The following is a 22868-nucleotide window of genomic DNA, read 5'->3' as shown; positions in this document are numbered from 1 at the left end:
CGCCAAGCCCATGCCTTCTTCCAGCACCGCACCGACAGCCAGAACCTGACCACCGCCGCGCCCTGGACCTCACCCTGGCTGCCGCCGGGTTACGGACAAAACTTCTGGCCAGGCGCTTAACCCGGCAGCACGAATCGTCCCGAGACGGGCCGCCAGTCGTTCGGCGGGTCCTCGCCCGTACGCCCGTCGACCGCCTCGCGCAGCAGGTCGGCGTGCCCGGTGTGCCGCCCGTACTCCTCGAGCAGGTCGAACACGAACCGCCGCAGGCTGAACCGATTGCCGTCGGGAAACGCCGTGACCGCGAGCTGATCCAGACCCTCGTCGGCGATCGCCGCGTCGAGGCGCGCCCGGGACCGCTCGACCGCGTCGTCGTACCACCCGTACAGATCCTCGGGCCGGTCCTTGGCCGCGCTCGTGAACTCCCAGTCCTCGTCGTACGAGTCACGGCTGTCCCACGGCTCCCCACTCAGCTCGCCGCCCGAGAACTTGACGGCGATCTGGTAGTCCTCGACCAGCGTCAGATGCTTGAGCAGCCCGCCCAACGTGAGGGTGGAGGCACCGATCCGAGTGTTGAGCCCGGCCGCGTCGAGGCCGTCAGCCTTGTACCGGAACGTCGTCCGCAGCCGCTCGAGCGCCCCGAGCAGATGCCCGGTCTCATCACCGGCCAGCGGGGGTTCCCACGGAATATCGATCGTCATTCCCACACCGTAGGCCCGGTTCCGGACAGTCTGCTTCCGGAACCGGGTGTTAGTGTCGGCGGTGCGCCGACTCGCCGTCACGCTCGTCTTCTTCGCCAACGGTGCGCTGTTCGCCAGCGTGCTGCCCCACCTGCCGACCATCAAGGAACGGGCCGGGCTGGACGATCCCGCCCTCGGAGCCGTGGTCGCCGCCGCGTCGGTCGGGGCTCTGATCGCCGGCCCGGTGGCGGGCCGGGTCACCCGAGGCTTCGGCGCCGGACCGGTCGTGGCGACCTGCATCCTGATCTACTGCGCGGTGCTCTGGCTGCCGGCCGAGCTGCCGTCGGCGGCCGGGCTCGCCGCGGTCTTCGCGCTCTTCGGGATCCTCGACGCGATCATGGACGTCGCGCTGAACACCATGGCGCTCGCCGTCCAGCGGAGCCGGAACCGCCCGATGATCAACGGCTTTCACGCGTGGTGGAGCATCGGCGCCGTATCAGCCGGGGCGGCCGCGGCGGCGTGCACCAGCATCGGGGTCTCCGTCACGATGATGCTCGCCGTCTCCGGAGCCGTCCTCGCCGCTGGAACAATTGCGCTGCTGCCCGCGATCTGGCGCCAGACCGGCGTATCGGAACACGCCGCGCCCGTCGACCCGCGGCCGCGTCGCCGCCTCGGCTGGCTGGCCCTCCTCGGAACGGTCGCGCTGCTGGTCGCGTTCGCCGAGGACGTGCCGTCCACGTGGTCGGCGGTCTACGTACGGGACGAGCTGGACGCCGGCCCCGGGCTCGCCGCCGGCGCCTACCTCGCGTTCGTGGCCGCGATGACCGTGGCCCGCCTGCTCAACGACCGGCTCATCGAACGCTTCGGCACGACCCCCGTCGTACGAACCCAGGCCGCGCTTCTCGTCGCCGCCCTGGCCGGTGCTGCCCTCAGCACTCACCCGGCCACCGCGATCGCGGCGTTCGCGCTGGCCGGCGCCGGCGTCTCGGCTCTCTACCCGACCGTGCTCACCGCAGCCGGCACCGTAGCCCAGCTCGCCTACGTCACCTGGGTCGAACGGATCGGTTTCCTGCTGGCCCCCGTGCTCGTCGGAGCCGTCGCGGGCTGGGCCGACCTGCGCGCCGGCATCCTGCTCGGTGCGCTGGCCGGCGTCGCGCTGATCGTCCTCTCAGCCCGCTTGATCAAGGGCCGTACGGTGGCGGCGTGTTGCGGGTGAGGGTGGCGGCGGTGGTCGCCGCGGGTGGGTTGCTGGCTGTGGCGCTGGGGATTCGGGCGCTGTCCGGGCGCGCTGTGGTGGACAGCTCCGGTGCTCTGTCGCAGTACTCGGGGACGGCCCTCTACGCCGCGATGATGTACGCCGGGGTGTTCGTGCTCGCTCCCAAGGCGCGCCCGCTCGGGGCCGCCACCGCCGCGATCACGTTCTGCTGGGCGATCGAGCTTTTCCAACTGACCGGGCTCCCGGCGGAATTGTCGTCGCACAGTTGGCTGGCCCGGCTCGCGCTGGGCGTCGCCTTCGATCCGGCCGACCTACTGTGGTACGTCGTCGGCGTCGTCCCGCTCGCGGCGATCCACCAGCTCGCCGTGGTGCGAAGCCGGGCTTAGAGAGCCTTCGGGGTCGATGTTTGCCGCTGACCCTCGGCGCGGGCGATCACGGTCGCCGGACTATCGCCCAGGCCGTCGAGGCCGCTCGCCGTCGTGGCACCGTTGTGCAGCACTGCGCCGCACCACGACGCCCGCGCGCCCGGGAAGCCCGCGCGACCACCCCGCTGGAGCAGACAGCCACACGAAGCGGACGCTGACCCGGGACCACCGGCGACCGGCCTTCACGACGAAAGCTGTGCAGCTCAGGCGTTCACCTCGGCCAGCAGGGGGCGGGTGAGGGCGGCGAACTCGGCGGGGCGCTCCAGCTGGGGCATGTGGCCGGTGTCGGGGAACAGGTGCGAGCGGGCGTGGGGCAGGGCCGCGGTGGCGGCGGGCAGGTGGGTGGCGGGGAGGATCAGGTCGCGGTCGCCCCAGACGATCAGGGTGGGCTTGGCGGTGGCGGCCACGCGGGGGAGCAGGTCTTCGCGCCAGCGGGCGGCTATGCCCCGGAAACCGCCCAGGGCTCGGGCTATCTCCAGGTAGACGCGGGCGAAGTCGGGCTGCTGGCCGCATCGGACGGCCATCGCTACGCGGTCGTCGGTCACGTGGCAGCGGTCGTAGAAGAGGGAGCGTTCGACGCGGCGGGCCACTCGGGGGTCGATGCGGCTCAGCAGCGGGCGGCCCAGCAGAGGGATCGCCAGCATGCGCAGGGCGAACGTCACCTCTTTGCCGAAGCCGGCGCTGTTGGCCAGGGTCAGCGTGGACACGCGGTCGGGAGTGTCGGCGAGCATGCGCATGGCGACAGCGCCGCCCAGGGAGTTGCCCATCAGGTGGGCGGGGCGGGTCTCGCCCAGGGCGTCGAGGATGGCCCACACGCCGTCGGCCAGGGAGTCCAATGTGGTGGGGACGGTGAGGCGCTGGGAGAGGCCGAGGCCGGGCATGTCGATGTTGATGACCCGGTGGTCGGGGTCGAGGAACTCGCGCTGCGGCTCCCAGTCCTCGAGGCTGCGGCCGATGCCGTGCAGCATAACGACCGGCGGGGCGTCGGCGGGACCGCTCGCCACGTAACGGATGCGGCTCCCGCCAACGTCGACCCAGCTCATCGGTCGGCCTCGGGGACGGGGACGGCGGAAGGAGCGGGGGCGGCGGAAGGAGCGGGGGCGGCCGGGGGAGTGGGAGCAGGGGCGGCGGACGGGCGCGAGCGGCTGGTCATCGCGGCGGTCAGTACCTGCATGATCCGGGTATGACCGACCGGCGCCAGGCGCGCGAGCATGTCGGGAAGTTTCGCGCTCGACGCGATCAGCAGCCGGGCCTTGCGGCGGGCCACCGCCCGGAGGATCTGCTCGGCGGCCTTCGACGGCGGGAACGTCAGCAGCGCGTCGAACAGGCGGCGGTTCGGCTCGAACTCCGAGGCGGGGACCCCGCTGCCGACCAGGGCGCTGGCGGCGATGCTCGTACGGATGCCGCCGGGATGCACCGTCGTCACGCCGATGTCGTTCTCGGCCAGTTCGGCCCGCAACACCCCGCTCAGCCCGCGCAGCGCGAACTTGCTCGCCGAATAGGCACTCTGCCCGTACGGCGCGATCAGGCCGAACAAACTCGACACGTTCACGAGATGGCTGCCGGGCGCGGCCTTCAGAGCGGGCAGCAGCGCGTGCGTCAGCAGCATCGGGGCGCGGAAGTTCACGTTCATGACGGTCTCGAACTCGTCGATCGTGACCTGGTCGAAGCGCCCGCCCAGGGCGATCCCGGCGTTGTTCACGAGCAGCCCCAACGCCGGATGCGAGGCGAGAACCTGATCGGCGACGGCGGAGACCGCGGCTCGTTCGGCGAGGTCGGCCACGATGGTTTCGACGACCAGGGCGGGGTGGTCGGCGCGGACCCGGTCGGCGACGGCGGTGAGCCCGGTCGCGTCCCGGTCGACCAGCACCACGTGGCTGCCTCGGCGGGCCAGCCCGTACGCGATCTGTTCGCCGATGCCACTCGCGGCGCCGGTCAGCACGGCGGTGCGGCCGGCGAAACGGTAGGGGGCGGTCATGAGCGGGCCTCCTGGAAGGTCATGTCGCGGGTCACGTCGGCCCGGGGACTCGTGATCAGGTCGCGCAGGTAGTTCTGCCGCACGAGCCAGGGGTCCCGGTCGCCCTGCCTCGGGAAGACGTCCAGCGCGCGTTGCACATACCCGGAGGAGAGATCGAGCAGCGGGCGGCCCTGACCACCGGGGGTCGTCGGCGTGGCGACGGCGAGGCCGCGCCGGTCGAGATGGCGCAACAACCGTACGACGTAGCGGTGGGACAGGTCGGCCCGCAGCGTCCACGAGGCGTTCGTGTAGCCGATGCAGTAGGCCAGGTTCGGCACCCCGCTGAGCATCAGACCGCGGTACGCCGCCCGTTCGCCGATCTTCACGGGATCGCCGTCGACGGTGAGGTCGATTCCCCCGATCGGCAGCAGCGTGAGACCGGTCGCCGAGACCACGATGTCGGCCTCGAGCACGCGGCCCGACCGCAGCCGCACGCCCGACGGCACGAACGTATCGATGTGGTCGGTGACGACCGAGGCACGGCCGGCCCGGATCTCCTCCCACAGGTCGCCGCCCGGGATCACGCAGAGCCGCTGATCCCACGGGTCGTAACGGGGCTTGAAGTGCTCGTCCACATAGGCCTCGTCGCCCAGTCCGCGGATGGCCAGCTTGCGCAGCATCGACCGCACCCGCTGTGGCCGCCGCCGGGCGAGCTGGTAGAAGCCCTGCGTGAGCAGCACGTTCTTGGCCCGGGTGAGTGTGCTGGCGGCGCGTGCGGGCAGCAGGCGCCGCAGCGTGCCGGCCACGACGTCGCGGGCGGGCAGCGAGGTCAGATAGGACGGGGAGCGCTGCAGCATGGTCACGTGCGCGGCGGTCGGCGCCATCGCGGGCACCAGGGTCACGGCGGTCGCGCCGCTGCCGATGACGACAACGCGCTTGCCGGTGTGGTCGAGGTCGGCCGGCCAGAACTGCGGGTGAACGAGCCGGCCTTTGAACGAGCCGAGCCCCGGGAAATCGGGTTGGTAGCCGCTGTCGTACGAGTAATACCCCGTGCAGGCGTACAGGAAATCGCAGGTCAGCGTGGAATCGTCGGCGAGGCGCACGGTCCAGCGGGCGTCCGGGGTCGACCAGTCGGCCGCGATCACCTTGCTGCCGAAGCGGATGTCGCGGGTGATGCCGGACTCGTCGGCGGTCCGCTGGATGTAGTCGCGGATCTTGTCGCCGGAGGCGAGCGACTGCGTGTCGGTCCACGGCCGGAACGGGTAGCTGAGCGTGAACATGTCGGAGTCGGAGCGCACGCCGGGATAGCGGAACAGGTCCCAGGTGCCGCCGATCGCCTCTCGAGCCTCGATAATCGATAGCGTCTTGCCGGGGAACGCCTCGCGCAGGCGCCAGGCCGCGCCGATCCCGGACAGTCCCGCCCCGACGATGAGCACGTCGTAGTGCGGAGCGCGCGGTTCGGAGCTCTGCGGGCCGGTGGCCGGCACGCCCGGGTCGGGCTCTGCGGCCGTCACGAGAACCACGGCGGCGTGCCGATTCCGGTCAGCCGGACCCCACCCCACGGGTCGGGTTCGCTCAGCCGGACGGCCACCGCTCGATAATCGCCTATCGATAGTCGAGCATCGCGCAGGCCGGTCGTCGTTCGTTCCAGCAGAACGGCGTCGGGGGCGGTGCGGCCGGCCCAGCGGAACCGGCCCTCGACCGGCTCGAAGCGCGCCCACATCCGGATCTGGACCGGGTGACCGTCGCCGGCCTCGGCTCCGGCTCCGGCTTCGGCGAACGTCAGGACTGCCGGCCCGCGGTACTCCTCGTCGTTGCCGACCGCAGGCTCGTGGTTTCGTTCATCGTTCACGTGCGCCGTCCTCCCTGAACGCGGCCATCCCGCCCGGAATATCGGCTAAATGCTGGATGCCGGCGACCCCGCCCCACAGGAACGTCGTCAGGTAGTCGCCGAGCGCCTCCCGGCTGATCGGCTGTTGCTGCCGCAGCCACCAGTCACCGACCGACTGCACATAACCCACCACGCCGTACGCCCAGGGAAGCGCGGCGCCCGAGTCGAGCCCCCGGGCGCGCAGCCGGTCGCCGAAGATCCGCGCGAGTCCGCTGGCGACCGTGTCGACCACGTCGGCCACCACGTCACGGTGGCGCGCGATGTCGGGCTGGTGCACGACGAACTGGTAGAGGTTCGTGTCGGCCGCGATGTGGGCCAGATAGGCGTCGATGGCCGCCCCGATCGCGGCCCGCTCCTCCCGCACAGCCGCCACGGCCGGGATGATCGCGTCGAGCACGAGAGCCCCGGAGCGCTGCCCGACGGCCAGCCACAGCTCGGACTTGTCGGCGAAGTAGCGGTAGAGCACCGGCTTGCTGACCTTGGCGTGCGCGGCGATCGCCTCCATGCCCACCTCGGGGCCGAGCCGGCGGATCGCGTCGATGGCGGCGTCGGTGAGCTCGGAGCGCCGCTGCTCGCGATGACCGGCCCAGCGGCCGCGGCGGCCGTCGGTATTGACCGGTGTCGCTTCAGAATGCATGGTACTAGAAGTAACTGTTACCGCAAGTAACGTCAAGTGCTGGGGGCGGAATATGTCCATCTCTGACCGGGAGCACCTCGCGACGCGGCTCCTGCAATCCTCGGCGTCCCATTCGTACGATCCCGGGATCGAGATCGACTGGGACTCGCCCGCGGTCGACAGTCTGTACTACGTGCCGCCGCACCGATCGTCGCTCTACGGGACGGCCATCTGGGAGAACCTGACGCAGGAGCAGCGGATCACGTTGACGCGGCACGAGGCGGCCAGCATCGCCGGGCTGGGCATCTGGTTCGAGACGATCCTCATGCAGTTGCTGATCCGCGGCTACTACCGGCAGGACCCGACGGCAGCGCACGCCCAATACGCGCTGACCGAGGTCGCCGACGAATGCCGCCACTCGGTCATGTTCGGCAAGATGATCACGGCGCTTGGGACACCCGTCTATCGGCCCGACGGCGTCAACGAGTTCCTCGGGAAGTGGATCGCGGCGACGGCGACCGGCCCCCGCATGTTCGCCGCCATCCTCATCTGCGAGGAGATCCTGGACACGCTGCAGCGCGAGGCGATGGCCTCCGAACAGGTGCAACCCCTCGTACGCATGGTGTCGCGCATTCACGTCGTCGAAGAGGCCCGGCACGTACGGTATGCCCGCGAAGAACTGGCCCGGCAGGTGCGGGCGGCCGGCAAGGGGCGTCTCGCGTTCGACAAACTCGTGATCGGCCGGGCCGCGTACCTGTGCGGCACGCGCCTGATTCATCCCGCCGTCTACAAATCGATCGGCGTCCGCCCGTCGGACGGATGGGCCGCGGCCCGCGCCAACCCGCACTTCCGCTCGACCCTGCGATGGGCCGGCGAGCGCGTGGTGTCGTACCTCAAAGATCTTGATCTGATCGATGGGCCGGGCAAGATGTTGTGGAACCGGTCGGGGCTGCTGGATCAGCAGGCCGCCGGGAGCGTCTCGCCGGCCACGTAGCGGCCACGCTGTGAGCTGGTCTGATCACGCATCGTAACTTTGTGAATGTCTTTCTGACTGAACGCGCCCTTGACCTCGGACTTTAGGATTTCGGGCCGGTCGGATCGGGGGGTTCGGCCCGGGGCGGACACGTGTGAGATTGATCCGCGGTGTCTGCGCTCGAACGCGCGGCGGAGCGTTCGAGGAGGACCGGATGGACAGCGCCGACAGCAGCCTGAAGGCGTACGACGAGGGTCGATCTGACGGGGAGGCCGGTCGCCGCTGTCCGGAGCGCGCCGACGACCCGGATTACCGCGTGGGGCTGGTCGACGGGCAGCTCGCGGCGTTCGAGGCGGCGCTGATCGCGGCGATCCGCAAGGCGATGGACGGCAAGAGCTGACCTGATGGACGACGAGATCTTCGCGTACGACACCGGGCGCGCCGACGGCATAGCGGGGCGCCGCGACCAGACCCGCGCGGCCCACCCGGCCACGGGAGCGGACTACCGGATGGGCTTCCTGGACGGGCGGCTGGAAGTGTTTCACCTGCTCCGCGCCGTGCGGCGGATCCAGGACGAGTCCGACGGATGACGTGGTTTATCACTCCTGAAACACGCTGAGGACCTTGCGGTAACCGGGCCCGGCTTCGCTGTCGGAAGCGGGCCGGCCGGCACGCGCGGACCGGGGGTGCTGATGGCGTTGCTGACGGGCTTCACCGTGGCGGTGACCGCCGAGCGGCGGCGCGACGAGATGGCCGCGCTGCTCACCCGGCGCGGGGCCCGGGTCGTGACCGCCTCGGCGATCAGCATCGTGCCGCTGGCCGACGACGACGCCCTGCACGCCTCGACGATGGCCTGCATCGGGTTGACGCCCGACCTGGTCGTGGCCACCACCGGGTTCGGTTTCCGGGGCTGGCTCGAGGCGGCCGAGGGGTGGGGGCTGGGCGAGCGGCTGCGGTCGGTGCTGCGCGGGGCGCGGATCATCGCGCGCGGGCCGAAGCCGTGCGGCGCGATCCGGGCGGCCGGGCTCACCGAGGACTGGGCGGCCGAGACCGAGTCGACCGACGAGATCCTGTCGCGGCTGCTGGCCGACGGGGTGGCCGGTCAGCGGATCGTGGTGCAGGAGCACGGGGAGCCGCAGACCGAGTTCGTGGCGGCGCTGCGAGCGGCGGGGGCGGCGGTCGTCGAGGTGCCCGTCTACCGCTGGGTGCTTCCGGCCGATGTCGCTCCCGTACGCCGTCTCGTGGACCAGATCGTGGCGGGGCAGATCGACGCGGTCACGTTCACGAGCGCGCCCGCGGTGAAGGCGTTCCTGCAGGTGGCGGGGGAGTCGTCGGGTGCCGTGCTCGCCCGTTTCGGAAACGGCGTGCTGGCGGCCTGCGTCGGGCCGGTGACGGCGGCGCCGCTGATCTCGTACGGGGTGCCGGTCGTGATGCCGGCGCGGTTCCGGCTCGGCGCGCTGATCAAGACGGTGACCGACGAGCTGCCCCTACGATCGCGGAAGCTGCGGGTGGCGGGGTCGGCGCTGGAGTTGCGCGGGCACGCTGTGCTGCTCGACGGGGTGCCGCACACGCTGGCTCCCGCCGCGATGGCGATCCTGACGTCGCTGGCTGCCCGCCCGGGCGCGGTCGTCTCGAAGGAGCAGCTGATCGCGTCCCTCCCCCGGGGCAACGACGGCCACGCGGTCGACGTGGCCGTGGCCCGGCTGCGGACCGCCCTGGGCTCCGGCCGCCACATCGAGACCGTCATCAAACGCGGATACCGCCTCCGCCTGGACGAGCCCGTCGCCTGACCGCCCGTTCGGCTCCGCTGTTCCCCGCACGAAGATCGGCCGCAACGGCGCGGCGTCGTTGACCGCCGAGCCGGGAGGCCGACTCATGCCCACGTTGATCGCCGTCGCCCACGGAACCCGCAACCCCGCCGGTCAGGCCCAGATCCGCGACCTGGTCGCCCGGGTCGCCGCCCGCCGCACCGGCCTGGACGTCCGACTGAGCTACGTCGACGTGCAGGAACCCAAGGTGGCCGCGGTCGTCCAGGCCGCGCCGGACGCCGTGGTCGTGCCGCTTCTCCTGTCGACCGGCTATCACGTACGCGTCGACATCGCCGACGCCGTGGCCGGCACCCCGATCCCCGTCTCCCGGCCGCTCGGCCCCGACGACGTACTGCTCGACAGCCTGCTGCGCCACCTGCCGCCCGCGGACGCCGTCGTGCTGGCCGCCGCCGGTTCCTCCGACCCGGCATGGCGCGCTGACATCGACCGGTTAGCGACACAAGTCGCAAACGCCGTTTTCCCGTCCGGCCACCGCCTCCCCCGCCCACCCAGGGACGTCGGGGCTGAGCCTAGGCCGGAACGGCAGGAGGAAGCTGGGTTGTCCACAGGGGGCGCCGCAGCAGGATGCAGTGTGGATATCGGCTACGTCTCCGGGCCCGGCCCGAGAGTCCCCGACGTCGTCGCCGACCTGCGCCGGCGCGGCGCCCGCCGGATCGCCATCGCCGCCTACCTGCTCGCCGACGGCCTCTTCTACCGCACGCTGGGCCGGGCCGGCGCCGACCACGTGACCCCGCCGCTCTGCCTCGACCCCGCCGTCACCGACCTGGTTCTCGCCCGCTTCGAGTCGGCGCTTCTCACAACCGCGCCCACGCGTTTGTAGGGTTTTCCGTACGCCACCGCAACGGCGGCGGTCCCGTCGGTAAACATTCGGCTCCGACCATTCCCTTGTGACCGCGACCGATACGCATTGCCCCTACTGCGCGCTGCAGTGCGGCATGACGCTGACTCCGGAGATTCCCCGGGTGCGGCTCGAGCCGCGCGACTTCCCGGTCAACAAGGGCGGCCTGTGCGCCAAGGGTTTCACCGCCGCTGACCTGCTCGACCACCGCGACCGCCTGCTCACCCCGCTCGTGCGGAAGGACCCCGGCGGCCCTCTTCGCGAGGCCACCTGGGACGAAGCCCTCACGCGGATCACCGAGGCGATCCGGGCAGCCCAGGAAAGATACGGCCCGGACGCCGTCGGCGCTTTCGGCGGCGGCGGGCTGACCAATGAGAAGGCCTACGCGTTGGGCAAATTCGTTCGTGTCTCGCTGCGAAGCGCGTCGATCGACTACAACGGCCGGTTCTGCATGTCGAGCGCCGCGACGGCCGCCAACCGGGCGCTGGGCATCGACCGCGGGCTGCCGTTCCCGCTCGAGGACGTCGCGAAAGCCGGCACGGTGCTGCTCGTCGGCGCGAACCCGGCCGACGCGATGCCGCCGTCGATGCAGTATCTCGACGCGGGCCGCGAGAACGGCGCGCGCCACATCGTCGTCGACCCGCGCCGCACCAACACCGCCGCCGGCGCCCACCTGCACCTGCAGCCTTTGCCCGGCACCGACCTGGCCCTGGCGAACGGTCTGCTGCACATCGCCGTCCGCGAGGGCTACGTCGACGATGACTACGTCGCGGCCCGCACCACGGGTTTCGAGGCGGTCCGGCAGGCCACCAACTCCTACTGGCCCGAGCGGGTCGAGCGGATGACCGGCGTCGCCGAGTCGAAGCTGCGCGAGACGGTTCGGCTGCTCGCCACCAACGGGCCGGCCATGATTCTGACCGCGCGCGGTGCCGAGCAGCACAGCAACGGCACCGACACCGCGCAGGCATACCTCAATCTGGCCCTGGCCCTCGGGCTCGTGGGCCGGCCCTTCTCCGGCTACGGCACCATCACCGGGCAGGGCAACGGGCAGGGCGGCCGCGAGCACGGGCAGAAGGCCGACCAGCTTCCCGGTTACCGCAAGCTCGACGACCCGGCCGCGCGGGCGCACGTCGCCGCGGTGTGGGGCATCGACCCCGACGAGCTTCCGAAGCCGGGCGTCTCCGCGTACGAGATGCTCGATCGCCTCGGCACCGACGGCGGCGTACGGGTGCTGATGGTCCTCGCCAGCAACATCGCGGTCAGCGCCCCGAACACCAACCGCGTGCTCGACCGTCTGAAGGCCCTCGACTTCCTCGTGGTCAGCGACATCTTCCGCTCCGAGACCGCCGAGCTGGCCGACGTCGTCCTCCCGACCGCGCAGTGGGCCGAGGAGGAGGGCACGATGACCAACCTCGAGGGCCGGGTGATCCGCCGCAAGCGCGCGCTGCCGCCGCCGCCCGACGTGCGGAACGATCTGGAGATGCTCGCCGAGCTGTCCGGGCGGCTCGGCCGGGCCGAGAGCAGCGACCCGCGCACGGTCTTCGACGAGCTGCGCCGGGCCAGCGCGGGCGGCATCGCCGACTACGCGGGCATCACCTACGAGCGGATCGAGCGCGAGGACGGCGTCTTCTGGCCCTGCCCCTCCGAGGATCATCCCGGTACCCCACGCCTGTTCGCCGACGGGTTTCCCACGCCCGACGGCCGGGCCCGCTTCGTGCGGGTCGAGCACCGCGACCCGGCCGAGATGCCCGACAAGCATTTCCCGTACGTCCTGACGACCGGCCGCAACATGCAGCAGTACCAGAGCGGCAACCAGACCCGCCGGGTGAAGGCGCTCACCGTGGCGCTGCCCGAACCCCGCGCCGAGATCCACCCCGACCTGGCCCGCCGGCACGGCATCGCCGACGGCGACCTGGTCGAGCTGCGCAGCCGCCGCGGCGCCGCGGTGCTGCGGGCCCGGCTCTCCGACGGCATCCGCCCGGACACCGTCTTCGCTCCTTTCCACTGGCCCGGCGCGAACGCGCTGACCAGCCCCGCGCTCGACCCGCACTCGCGCATGCCGGCGTTCAAGGCGTGCGCCGTCGCGATCGCGAAGCACGAGAGAGGCAGTGCCCAATGAAGCAGCGACTGGTCGTCATCGGCAACGGCATGGCCGGCGCCCGCACCGTCGAGGAGATCCTCGCCCGCGGCGGCGACTTCGAGATCACCATGTTCGGCGACGAGCCGTACGGCAACTACAACCGGATCATGCTCTCCAACGTGCTCGCGGGCGTCGAGGACGAGAGCGGCATCTTCCTCAACGACCTTTCCTGGTACGCCGACAACGGCATCACGCTGCACACCGGCACCCGCATCGAGCGCATCGACCGCGCGGCCCGGGTCGTGCACGCCGCCGACGGCAGCACCACCCCCTACGACAAGCTGATCATCGCGACCGGCAGCCGCGCCTTCGTCCCGCCGATCCCCGGCATCCACCGGCCCGGCCGCGGCTATCACCAGGGCGTCTTCGCGTTCCGCACGCTCGACGACACCCGGGCGATGATCCGCTATGCCAAGGAACATGAACGCGCCGTGGTCATCGGTGGCGGCCTGCTCGGCCTGGAAGCCGCTCGTGGCCTGCAGAACCACCTCTCGCACGTGACGCTCGTGCACGCCGCCGGGCACCTGATGAACACCCAGCTCAACGAGGTCGCCGGGGCGACGCTGAAGGCCACGATCGAACAGCGGCTCGGCATCGAGGTCGTGGTCGACGGGATGACCACCGAGATCCTCGGCAAGCACGCGGTCACCGGGGTCAAGCTCGGCGACGGCCGGGTGATCCCGTGCGACGTCGTGGTCGTGGCCGCCGGCATCCGCGCGAACTCCGAGATGGCCGCCGAGAGCGGGCTCGCCGTCGACCGGGGCATCGTCGTCGACGACCAGATGCGCGTCGAGGACGACATCTACGCCGTGGGGGAGTGCGCCCAGCACCGCGGTGAGGTCTACGGTCTCGTCGCGCCGCTGTGGGACCAGGCCAAAGTGCTCGCCGACCATCTCACCGGTGTGAACCCGTACGCGGAATATCAAGGCTCGCGGATCGCGACCAAGCTGAAGGTCGCCGGGGTCGACGTGGCGGCGATGGGGCTGAAGGAACCGGAGCACGAGGACGACGAGTCGCTGACCTTCACCGAGCCGCGCAAGGGCGTCTACAAGCACGTCATCATCCGCGACGGGCGGCTGGTCGGCGCGACCCTGGTCGGCGACGTCCGCAAGTACGCCTTCCTCATGCAGGCCTTCGACCGTGGGCTCGCGTTGCCCGAGGAACGCGCCGAGCTCATGTTCGACCTGGGCGGCCCGGCCGGCGAGGTGCCCGTGGCGGACATGGCCGACGACGACCAGGTCTGCAACTGCAACGGCGTCAGCAAGGGCGCGATCTGTTCGACCGTGCAGTCGGGCTGCCGGACGGTCAGCGGGGTGATGGACAAGACCCGTGCCGGCAAGGGCTGCGGCACCTGCAAGCCCCTCGTGCAGCGGATCGTCGAGTGGGCCGCGGGCGGCGAGGTCGAGGAGGACCCGGCCGCCTCCTACTACGTGCCGGGCGTGCCGATGCCGAAATCCGAGCTGATGAACGCCATCCGCCTGCACGAGCTCAGGTCGGTGTCGGCCGTCTTCGCGAAGCTGGGCGGGCAGGAGGACGCGAAGAGCAAGATGGGCCTCGCGTCGCTGCTCAAGATGATGTGGGGCGGCGACTACGTCGACGAACGCGACGCCCGCTTCATCAACGACCGCGTGCACGCCAACATCCAGCGCGACGGCACCTTCTCGGTCGTGCCGCAGATGAAGGGCGGCGTCACCACCCCGGCCCAGCTCAAACGCATCGCCGAGGTGGCCGAGAAGCACGACGTGCCGATGGTGAAGCTCACCGGCGGGCAGCGGATCGACCTGCTCGGCGTACCCAAGGAGAGGTTGCCGGAGATCTGGGCCGACCTGGACATGCCGTCGGGCTGGGCCTACGGCAAGAGTTTCCGCACGGTGAAGACCTGCGTGGGCTCGGACTACTGCCGGTTCGGGGTCGGCGACTCGACGGCCCTGGGCATCGCGCTCGAGGAGCGCTATCAGGGCGTCGAGGGCCCCGGGAAGATGAAGCTCGCGGTCACCGGCTGCCCGCGCAACTGCGCGGAGGCCTACGTCAAGGATCTCGGGGTCGTCGCGATCGACGGCGGCAAGTGGGAGATCTATGTGGGCGGCGCCGCCGGGGCCCACGTGCGCAAGGGGGACCTGCTCACGACCGTCGGCAGTGCGGCCGAGGTGATCACGCTGACCGGGCGGTTCCTCGAGTATTACCGGCAGAACGCCAACTGGCTGGAGCGAACCTACGCCTTCGTGCCGCGGGTCGGCATCGACCGCGTACGCGAGGTCGTGGTGGACGACAAGGACGGCATCGCCGCCGACCTGGACGCCGCGATGGACGCGACAGTCAGCACCTATCGCGACCCCTGGAAGGACCGCGACGAGCCGGCCACCCCCGGACAGTTCCGCACCTCGCTGCCGCTGACCGTGCTGCCCCAGGTTCCGGTGCGGGCATGACGGCGCTCGGCTCGATCCACGACATTCCGCTCGGCGAGGGCCGCACCTATGCCGTGGACGGGCGGATGGTCGCCGTCTTCCGGCTGCGGGACGGCTCACTGCGCGCCACCCAGGCGGTGTGCCCGCACAAGGGCGGCCCTCTCGCCGACGGGCAGATCGACCTGCGGCAGGTGCTCTGTCCGATGCACCTGAACGCCTGGGACCTGACGACCGGCTGCTCGCTGAGCGGTCAGCAAGACCTGACGACCTATCCCGTACGCCTCGACGACGACCAGATTCTGCTGGGGGAGTGAAATGACGGCCACCCTGCCCGCGCCCTCGTTGAAGGGCCAATGGATCGACGACTGGCGGCCCGAGGACCCCGCTTTCTGGAACAGCACCGGCGCGCCGATCGCCCGCCGCAACCTGATCTTCTCGATCACGTCGGAGCACATCGGGTTCTCGGTCTGGTCCCTGTGGTCGGTGCTCGTGCTGTTCCTCGGCCCCGCGTACGGCATCGACCCCGCCGGGAAGTTCCTGCTGACCGCGGTGCCCACGCTCGTCGGCGCCGCGCTGCGGATCCCGTACAGCTTCGCCGTGGCCCGCTTCGGCGGCCGTAACTGGACGGTCTTCAGCGCCGCCCTCCTGCTCGTCCCGTCGGTGCTGGCGGCCTTCCTTATCCGGCCCGGGGTCGACTATTCGACGCTGCTGATCCTGGCCGCGGTCGCGGGCGTCGGCGGCGGCAACTTCGCCTCGTCGATGACGAACATCAACGCGTACTACCCCGACCGGCTCAAGGGGTGGGCGCTGGGCATCAACGCCGGCGGCGGGAACCTGGGCGTGGCCGCGGTGCAGCTCGTCGGGCTCTTCGTGCTGGCCGTGCTCGGCGCGGGGCACCCGGGGGTGGTGGCCGGCATCTACATCCCGCTGATCGTGCTGGCCGCGCTCGGGTCCGCGCTCTACATGGACAACCTGTCGCAGGCCCGCAACGAGAAAAGAGGTATGAGAGACGCCGTGCGGGAACCGCACACCTGGATCATGTCGGTGCTCTACATCGGCACGTTCGGGTCGTTCATCGGTTTCGGCTTCGCCTTCGGGCAGGTGCTGCAGGTGCAGTTCGCCGACGTGTTCAGCACGCCGGTCAAGGCCGCCTACCTGACCTTCCTGGGGCCGCTGCTCGGGTCGCTGATCCGGCCGGTCGGGGGTGCGCTGGCCGACCGGCTCGGCGGGGCGCGGGTCACCTTCGTCAACTTCATCGCGATGGGCGTGGGGGCGGCGGTGGTGCTGCTCGCGGCGCAGGTGCGGTCGTTGCCGCTCTACATCGCCGGGTTCATCGCGCTCTTCGTGTTCAGCGGGATCGGCAACGGGTCGACGTACAAGATGATCCCGGCGATCTTCAAGCGCAAGCACCCGCACGACTCCCTGGAAGCGCGGCGGTTGTCGGGGGCGGTGATCGGGATCGCGGGGGCGATCGGGGCCTTCGGTGGAGTGCTGGTCAACCTGGCCTTCCGGCAGTCGTTCCTGGCCACCGGGTCGGCCGACGCGGCCTATCTGGCCTTCATCGCCTTTTACGCCGTGTGTGTGGCGGTCACCTGGGTGGTCTATATGCGGCCGGGACATGGCCGAATTTATAGCCGCGTCTGACCGCCCGCCGCGTCATACCTGAGGCAGACGCCGGGCCGCCGCGACGGCAGTAACCTGCACGCATGTCGGATCTTCTCGGGCAGGTGTACGCAGCAGCCAGGCCCTATCTCGAGTCCCTTTCCACGCGGCCCGTCCAAGACGGGGCAGCCCTCGAGCTGCTCGAGTCGCTGGGCGGGCCGCTGCCCGCCGAGGGCTCCGACCCGGGCGAGGTGATCGAGCGGCTGCTGCGGGTCGGCGCGGCCGCGGCGACCACGTCGTCCGGCCCGCGGTTCTTCCACTTCGTCACCGGCGGCGTCACCCCCGCGGCCCTGGCCGCCGACTGGACGGCGGCGCTGCTCGACCAGAACGCGTTCTCCAAGATCTCGTCGCCGTTCGCACACGAGGTTGAGACGGTCGCGCTCGACTGGCTGCGCTCCCTGTTCGGGCTGCCCACCTCGTGGGGCGGGGCGCTCGTGGCCAGCGCGACCTTCGCCAACTTCACGTCTCTCGGCTGCGCGACCCACTGGTGGGGCGCCCGTCTCGGGGCCGACACGGCCGCTGACGGGTTGTCCGGCCTGCCGCGCATGCCGGTGATCTCGTCGGGCTACGTGCACGCCAGCGCCCGCAAGGCCCTGCAGATGCTCGGCCACGGGCGTACGGCGGTGACCGTCTTCGCCCGCGACGGCGCCGGGCGGGCCGACCTCGACGGCATGCGCGCTCACCTGACCGGCCTCGGCGGCGCCCCGGCGGTGATCATCGCGAACGCGGGCGAGGTGAACGCCGGCGACTTCGACCCGATCGCCGCGCTGGCCGGCCTGGCCGAGGAGTTCGGCTGCTGGCTGCACGTCGACGGGGCGTTCGGCCTCTTCGCGGCCCTGTCGCCGCGCACGGAGCACCTGGTCGAGGGCATCGAGCGGGCCGACTCGATCGCCGCCGACGCACACAAGTGGCTCAACGTGCCGTACGAGAGCGGGTTCGCCCTTCTGCGCGAACCCGCGCGGCTGGGGGCGGCGTTCGGCATGCCCGGCGCGGCCTACCTGCCCGGCCCTGGCGACCCGGCCAGCGGTTACGCTCTGTTAGGCTCAGAATCGTCACGCAGAGCACGCTCGCTGCCGATCTGGGCGACCCTGGCCGCGTACGGCCGTGACGGTCACCGCGAGATGGTCGAGCGCCACCTCGACCTCACCCAGCACCTGGCCGCGCTCGTCGACGCCGCGCCCGACCTGGAGCGTCTGGCCGATGTTCCGCTCTGCATTGTCTGCTTCCGCGCGGTCCCGCCAGGCGTTTCCGACCTGGATGAGCACAATCGCCGCCTGGGTGCCGCCCTACTGGCCGACGGCCGCGTCTACGCCGGCACGACGGTCTACGACGGCAGGGTTGCTCTGCGCCCGGCGATCGTCAACTGGCGCACCACCGCGGCCGACGTCGATCTCTTCGTGGAGGTGGTGCGTGAGCTTAATGTTGCTTTAACCATCAAATAACGCTGGGTTAGGTGACGGAGGGTGAGAGTGCCCGTCATGTTGATCTCGAAGCGTTTCGCGGCCCTGGCCGCGGTCATGATGGCAGCACCCCTGGTCTCGGTCGTCGTCGCGGCTCCCGCGGCCCAGGCGGCCAGTTCCCGGTTCTGTGTGGGCGGCAGCTACACCACGCTGGGTCGCACCGGCACCAGCAACCGGTTCCGCGGCACGGTCGCCGCCCCGGCCGGCCGGTTCACCGTGCAGGGCCGATACACGCGGTTCACGGTCGACCCGGCCAACTTCGCCATTTACGACTACACGTTCACCGGCGCCCCCAACGTCGGCGACATGACCGGCGGCCGCCCGACGGCCGTCTTCGCCAGCAAGATTCCCGACCTGCGCGGGGTCACGCTCGCCGGCGGCATCCGCCTCGAGCTGCGCGACGAGGAGATGTCGATCATCCGCACCGGCCCGGGCGGCGTCAGCATGAAGATCCAGGCCAAGGACTGCGCGCAGGGCGGCATCTTCCAAACGGAACCCGAACGCGGCGACGGCACCCGCACCCGCATCGTGCACACGGCCGCCGACACGGCCTTCTACTACGACAACCCGAACTTCCGGGCCCAGCTCGGCCGCTTCCTCGGCTCCGGCTGCACCTCCCCGGTGACCGGCCCGCCCGGCGACTTCTGCGTCCGCGTGACCCCACGCGTCAACCCCGGCAGCGAAACCGCCCCGCGCCTGATCATCCGCGACAGCGCCCAGGTCGCCACCCGCATCCCGCAGGCCTCGTGCGGCCCCGACTTCACCAACAACCTCGGCCTTGCCGAGACCCGCGACCACTGCGGCGCCACCAGCATCTGGGACGTCGCCAGCGGCGGCCGCATGGGCTTCGTGACCGGCGAGGACGCCACCGAGGTCGCGAACCCGCCGACTGACTGCACCGAGGACTGCCAGGCCCAGAACCAGGTCCGCGGCCGCCTGGGCAACCTCGGCTTCCCGCTGAACGTCCCGGCCGGCAGCCGCCTGACCCCGCGCACTTCATCCGATGGCCTGAACGCTCCACTCACCGCCCCGTGACGTAAGGCCCGGGGCGCCGCCACCATCCGGCAGCGCCCCGGGCGAGACGCCTACGGCAACAGCGACGCCACGTCGATCTGGTGGGGGAAAGGTTCCTCCCAGGCAAGGACCTCGCCCGGCCTCGCGACGGCGTGTGGAACATAGTGATCGCCGTCGAGCCTCTGGAGGTGAAGCTCGACCGAGTCCTTCGGCTGTTCCACGCGCAGGTACCAGGCGATTTGGGCCGCCGCGTACAGCTGTGGCTTGAACAGGCGATCTGTCGCGGCGTTGCTCGGCGAGACCACTTCGATGACCAGCTTGACCTCGGCGGCTTCGACGACCAGGCCTTTGATGTCGGTGTCGGCTATGACGATGTCGGGCTCGACGATACGTCCGTCCGCCAGTCGAAGATTTGCGTCCTGCAGAAACCGCAGACCTGATCGCTTGGCGGCGTGGTAGAGCTCGACGGTCAGTAGTGAAACTATGTCTTGATGACGTTTGGTCGGTGAGGGGCTCACCCACAGGCTCCCATCGATCAGCTCGACCCGACTGAGGGTCTCGCCGAGCGCGAAGAACTCGTCCTCGCTCCACGGTCCCGGGTGTTCCAGCACTGACACGCTCATAGGATCGCCCCACCTCTCGGTGCTTGTCATCCCCAGCGTGCCACGTTCGGCCTTTCTCACGGCAACAACCGGCACGGCTCCTCCGCTGATGTGCTGTCTGGAACATGTTGTCGTGAGTCATCTTGGCACAAGACAAGGTCGAAACAAAGGCCTGCGCGTTCCACTTATGAGGTGTAGACGCTCGGCGATGGCCCGCCGCATCCGCCGGCCGGTTGACTGGGTGCATGTTCGCATTGCGCGTTACCGCCCTCATCGCGGCGACCATGACCACCGGGCTGATGGCCGGCGCGTTCGGCCTCTACCAGCACACCGTCATGGTCGGCCTGGGTCGTTCCGACGACCGTACGTTCATCGGCGCCTTCCAGGCCCTGGACCGCGCCATCCTCAACCCGTGGTTCCTGCTCAGTTTCGTGGGCGCGCTGGTCTTCACGGCCGCGTCCGCGTTCCTCAGCCCGGGCGCCCGCCTGCTGCCCTGGGTGCTGGCCGCGCTGGTCCTCTACGCGATCGTCTTCGTCATCACCGTACGGGTCAACGTGCCGCTCAACGACGCGATCAAGGCCGCCGGTGATCCCGACACGATTCCCGACCTGGCCGCCGTACGGGAAGCTTTCAACGAGGCCCGCTGGAACGCCTTCAACCTCGTGCGCACGATCGCCACCACTGCCGCCTTCGGGTGCCTGTGCTGGGCTCTGGTCGTCCGCGGCGAGTTGCACTGACCCTCGTCCCAGCGGCCCTTCACACCCGGCGAACGAGTCAGCACAGTGGATGGTTATCGGCCGAATCGGCACTGCGGAACGCCGATCAAGGACGGATGAAGGGCCGTTCCGTGGCTGCCGGGATGAATGCCCCGCGTCTCACGATGAGTCATGCCTTCTCCCCGTTGACCAGCGAAGGAGCCGGACGCGACCGACTACATCGACGACCTGCGCGACAACCTGAGCAGGTGCGAGGACGAGAAGACGACCGTCCCCAACAAGGACGACGCCGAGATGAGCTTCTCCGAGATCCGGTTGTTCCAGCGTTCGTCGAACAGCAGCACCGACTCGGAGGTGCTCTCCGTGGCCGTGCACCAGTTCCGCGACGGCCATCCGGTCGCCGACGGCGTCGGGGTCTTCTACCGCCTCCGCGACGTCGTGGGCTCGTCCGTGGTCCTCGCCCCCGCCGCCCGCAACACCACCATGGACCAGGTCGCCGTCGCCGTCGCGGGCCGGCAGATGGAGCGCGCCGCCGCCAAGCTGGACCGTGGCGCATGAGGACCCTGCGACGCTGGGCCTCGGCCGCCCGGACTCGGGTTCGGGGCGTCAACCTGCGGCGGGCCGGTGAGGTGACGACCGTGCTGGCCGCCTGCCTGGCCCTGGTCATCTCGCTGTGGACCGCCTCGGCCAGCAACGACCGCGCCGACCGTAGCCGCGTCGACGACCTGCGCGCCCGCCTGCGCGACGACATGTCGAAGCTGGGCGAGCTCTTTCGCCTGGTCCGCGAGACCGATCTCATCGAAGCCGACGATGCTCTCGGACCCGCTGTAGGGGCAGATTCGGACGGCTATCGCTTTGAACACGGCCTGCTGCAACAGACGCTGTACAACGATCAGAGCGCCGGGCAGCGGCGCCGCCGGCACCGAGCGATCGCTGCGGAGCTGGAGAGGATCAGCCAACAGGCCCGGTCGTCATTGCCTCTCGGTCTATTGTTGGACATTGCACGGCATTACCGTGCCGGAGACGACAACGTCGGTGCCGGTCGGAGCGCCCACAAGGCGGCATGCAGTCTTGCCAGCACAGGTGCCTCGATCCGGGAGGTTGCGGCAATCTGCCGACAGGGTTTGGAAGATCTTGAAGGTCGTGGCCGACAGGGCGAGGCGGCCCGGATCCGAGCGCAGCTCCTGGAACTTCTCTTGGCGGCGACCGAGCTGGATTGGAATGCCGAACGCGAGCCGGACGGCACCAATGTCACCGAGCGTCTCGCCCGGGATGCTATCGCGGCGGCGGACGAGTCGCAGGACACCAATTTGCGGGTGAGAGTTCGTTACCTATACGGGAAAGTCCTGCTCTACACGCAGGGTTTGCACCAAGCTCTCGGACCGCTACGCGAATCCTGGGAAGCAGCCGTTGCCAGCGGGGACGGTGTGAGCCAGCTCCTGGCCGGCTGTGAGTACGGCCGCCAGCTTCCGAAGATTGACGTTGCCGCTGGAATCGATGTGCTGTTGGCCGCAGCGCAGATTGCTGAGACCGATCCTGCCGTCAGGCTCAGCGATGATCCGGTGATCATTCGCGCGCGAGACATGCTCTACCTCCAGATCGGCGTCAATCTTATGGACGCCGGCAACCTCGGACCGGCCGTCGTCAGACTGCGCGATGCCGTCGGCAACATCCGCGAGCGCGGAACGCTCGGTTTGCTGCCGATTGGCCTCAACTATCTCGCGCAGGCAGAGTTGGGTATCGGGCAGGTGGAAGCTGGACAACGGACGCTCGAAGAGGTCGTAGGTCTGGCGGCGGGCCGAGAGGTCGGTGCATGGGATGCGGTCAATCTGGCGTACCTCGGCTGGCTCCGGGTCGTCCGGCTACGCGACCCAACAGGACTATCGCTGCTCAACGAGGCGCGCGCCGCTACCGCACGGCATTGGCAGGCGAACCTTGCCTCCCTCGTGGAGAATCTCTACATCGCCGCGCTCCTGGAAGGGCCACGCGAAGGCGGCACCCTGGACACCGTCGAACAGGCGATAGATGGAGTGATCGGCCAGACCCGCCGAACGGGCATGCTGCGTAGTGAGGTCGTCGCACTGTCGCTCCTTGCACGCCTCAAGCTCTTAAACGGTGACTTGGATGCTGCCTTACTCGCCAGTGACGCCGCAGTGGCTCACCTCCGCGAAGCGAAGTGGGCTCTGGCCGCCGTCAACGCGGAAGAGGTGTTGGTCCATCACGCCATCGTGCTAGCTGCTAGAGGCGACATTGTCGCCGCCAGGAACGCGGTCCGCCGTGCTGCAGCCGAGGTTCGCCGAAAGGCCCGATCGCTCTCACCCGATCAACAGGAGCGATTCCTGCGCGAGGTACCGGTCAACGTCCTCGTCGCTGAGACAGTGCGGAACCTGGCCGAAAGCAACTCAGCCCGCCACGCGCAGCGTGGGTAGGCATGGACTGCCGACGAA

General features: G+C 70.1%; 23 protein-coding genes and 1 pseudogene. 17 read left to right on the top strand and 7 right to left on the bottom strand.

Translation table 11 applies throughout. The annotated features are described in order from the left end of the window. Positions 1-120, top strand: a pseudogene (locus EER30_RS49830) (IS630 family transposase); the annotation flags it as partial. Here the strand turns inward: EER30_RS49830 and EER30_RS40685 are convergent. After that, positions 117-698 (bottom strand): mycothiol transferase, encoded by a 582-nt coding sequence (locus tag EER30_RS40685; protein ID WP_127507155.1) that lies wholly within the window; start codon positions 696-698, stop codon positions 117-119. The pseudogene EER30_RS49830 and the gene EER30_RS40685 sit on opposite strands and share 4 nt — an antisense overlap. 61 nt (positions 699-759) lie before the next feature. On the opposite strand from EER30_RS40685, the gene EER30_RS40680 reads away from it, so the two are divergent. Next, on the top strand, positions 760-1893 hold the full coding sequence (locus EER30_RS40680) for an MFS transporter (protein WP_164842669.1): 1134 nt from the start codon (positions 760-762) through the stop codon (positions 1891-1893). Next, complete coding sequence (locus EER30_RS40675; protein ID WP_127507151.1) at positions 1881-2279, top strand: ribosomal maturation YjgA family protein; 399 nt, start codon at positions 1881-1883, stop codon at positions 2277-2279. Before EER30_RS40680 ends, EER30_RS40675 begins: the two co-directional genes overlap by 13 nt. Positions 2280-2521: 242 nt before the next feature. Here the strand turns inward: EER30_RS40675 and EER30_RS40670 are convergent, their stop codons facing one another. Genes EER30_RS40670 through EER30_RS40650 form a run of 5 tightly spaced genes read right to left on the bottom strand, consistent with a single transcriptional unit; the run spans position 2522 to position 6803 of the window. After that, positions 2522-3361 (bottom strand): alpha/beta fold hydrolase, encoded by an 840-nt coding sequence (locus tag EER30_RS40670; RefSeq protein ID WP_127507150.1) that lies wholly within the window; start codon positions 3359-3361, stop codon positions 2522-2524. Then, a complete protein-coding gene (locus tag EER30_RS40665; protein ID WP_127507148.1) occupies positions 3358-4296 on the bottom strand; it encodes an SDR family NAD(P)-dependent oxidoreductase in 939 nt (312 codons plus the stop codon). The genes EER30_RS40670 and EER30_RS40665 overlap by 4 nt, the downstream gene beginning before the upstream one ends. Beyond that, entirely contained in the window at positions 4293-5762 is a 1470-nt protein-coding gene (locus tag EER30_RS40660; protein ID WP_127507177.1) for a flavin-containing monooxygenase, read from the bottom strand. Before EER30_RS40660 ends, EER30_RS40665 begins: the two co-directional genes overlap by 4 nt. A gap of 23 nt (positions 5763-5785) precedes the next feature. Further along, on the bottom strand, positions 5786-6127 hold the full coding sequence (locus EER30_RS40655; RefSeq protein WP_127507146.1) for a DUF4873 domain-containing protein: 342 nt from the start codon (positions 6125-6127) through the stop codon (positions 5786-5788). Further along, positions 6117-6803: a TetR/AcrR family transcriptional regulator gene (locus EER30_RS40650; protein WP_127507144.1), complete on the bottom strand. Its 687-nt coding sequence runs from the start codon at positions 6801-6803 to the stop codon at positions 6117-6119. The genes EER30_RS40655 and EER30_RS40650 overlap by 11 nt, the downstream gene beginning before the upstream one ends. Positions 6804-6855: 52 nt before the next feature. On the opposite strand from EER30_RS40650, the gene EER30_RS40645 reads away from it, so the two are divergent. From EER30_RS40645 to EER30_RS40595, 11 genes are all read left to right on the top strand, one after another. Continuing rightward, positions 6856-7776, top strand: a complete 921-nt coding sequence (locus tag EER30_RS40645) for an AurF N-oxygenase family protein (protein ID WP_127507142.1) — start codon at positions 6856-6858, stop codon at positions 7774-7776. 193 nt (positions 7777-7969) lie between these two features. Further along, the gene (locus EER30_RS40640) at positions 7970-8155 is read left to right on the top strand and encodes a hypothetical protein (RefSeq protein WP_127507140.1); all 186 of its coding nucleotides are present in this window, start codon (positions 7970-7972) and stop codon (positions 8153-8155) included. 4 nt (positions 8156-8159) lie between these two features. Continuing rightward, positions 8160-8345, top strand: coding sequence for a hypothetical protein (locus EER30_RS40635; RefSeq protein ID WP_127507138.1), 186 nt, complete (start codon positions 8160-8162; stop codon positions 8343-8345). A gap of 102 nt (positions 8346-8447) precedes the next feature. Then, a complete protein-coding gene (locus tag EER30_RS40630) occupies positions 8448-9545 on the top strand; it encodes a uroporphyrinogen-III synthase (RefSeq protein ID WP_127507136.1) in 1098 nt (365 codons plus the stop codon). An 85-nt stretch (positions 9546-9630) separates the two neighbouring features. After that, entirely contained in the window at positions 9631-10404 is a 774-nt protein-coding gene (locus EER30_RS40625) for a sirohydrochlorin chelatase (RefSeq protein ID WP_127507134.1), read from the top strand. Positions 10405-10471: 67 nt separating this feature from the next. Then, entirely contained in the window at positions 10472-12541 is a 2070-nt protein-coding gene (locus EER30_RS40620) for a molybdopterin oxidoreductase family protein (RefSeq protein ID WP_127507132.1), read from the top strand. After that, a complete protein-coding gene (gene nirB / locus EER30_RS40615) occupies positions 12538-14988 on the top strand; it encodes a nitrite reductase large subunit NirB (protein ID WP_127507130.1) in 2451 nt (816 codons plus the stop codon). The genes EER30_RS40620 and nirB overlap by 4 nt, the downstream gene beginning before the upstream one ends. After that, positions 14985-15281: a Rieske (2Fe-2S) protein gene (locus tag EER30_RS40610; RefSeq protein WP_127507128.1), complete on the top strand. Its 297-nt coding sequence runs from the start codon at positions 14985-14987 to the stop codon at positions 15279-15281. Before nirB ends, EER30_RS40610 begins: the two co-directional genes overlap by 4 nt. 1 nt (position 15282) lies before the next feature. Then, positions 15283-16611 carry a nitrate/nitrite transporter gene (locus EER30_RS40605; protein WP_127507126.1) on the top strand — a complete coding sequence of 443 codons (1329 nt, stop codon included), beginning with the start codon at positions 15283-15285 and terminating at the stop codon, positions 16609-16611. A 62-nt stretch (positions 16612-16673) separates the two neighbouring features. Beyond that, the gene (locus EER30_RS40600) at positions 16674-18071 is read left to right on the top strand and encodes a pyridoxal phosphate-dependent decarboxylase family protein (RefSeq protein ID WP_127507124.1); all 1398 of its coding nucleotides are present in this window, start codon (positions 16674-16676) and stop codon (positions 18069-18071) included. Positions 18072-18107: 36 nt separating this feature from the next. Then, the gene (locus EER30_RS40595) at positions 18108-19124 is read left to right on the top strand and encodes a hypothetical protein (RefSeq protein WP_127507122.1); all 1017 of its coding nucleotides are present in this window, start codon (positions 18108-18110) and stop codon (positions 19122-19124) included. Between the two features lie 50 nt (positions 19125-19174). Here the strand turns inward: EER30_RS40595 and EER30_RS40590 are convergent, their stop codons facing one another. Further along, positions 19175-19726, bottom strand: coding sequence for a Uma2 family endonuclease (locus EER30_RS40590; protein WP_127507120.1), 552 nt, complete (start codon positions 19724-19726; stop codon positions 19175-19177). A 224-nt stretch (positions 19727-19950) separates the two neighbouring features. Here EER30_RS40590 and EER30_RS40585 point away from each other — a divergent pair, with 224 nt between their 5' ends. From EER30_RS40585 to EER30_RS40575, 3 genes are all read left to right on the top strand, one after another. Then, positions 19951-20442, top strand: coding sequence for an anthrone oxygenase family protein (locus tag EER30_RS40585; RefSeq protein WP_164842668.1), 492 nt, complete (start codon positions 19951-19953; stop codon positions 20440-20442). A gap of 273 nt (positions 20443-20715) precedes the next feature. Further along, on the top strand, positions 20716-20979 hold the full coding sequence (locus tag EER30_RS40580; protein WP_127507118.1) for a hypothetical protein: 264 nt from the start codon (positions 20716-20718) through the stop codon (positions 20977-20979). 71 nt (positions 20980-21050) lie between these two features. Further along, positions 21051-22850, top strand: a complete 1800-nt coding sequence (locus EER30_RS40575; protein WP_127507116.1) for a hypothetical protein — start codon at positions 21051-21053, stop codon at positions 22848-22850. The last annotated feature ends 18 nt before the right edge of the window (positions 22851-22868 follow it).

The sequence above is a fragment of the Actinoplanes solisilvae genome (assembly GCF_003999975.1).
In the GTDB taxonomy this organism is placed as follows: domain Bacteria; phylum Actinomycetota; class Actinomycetes; order Mycobacteriales; family Micromonosporaceae; genus Actinoplanes; species Actinoplanes solisilvae.
This window is presented reverse-complemented; position numbering and strand designations above follow the sequence as displayed.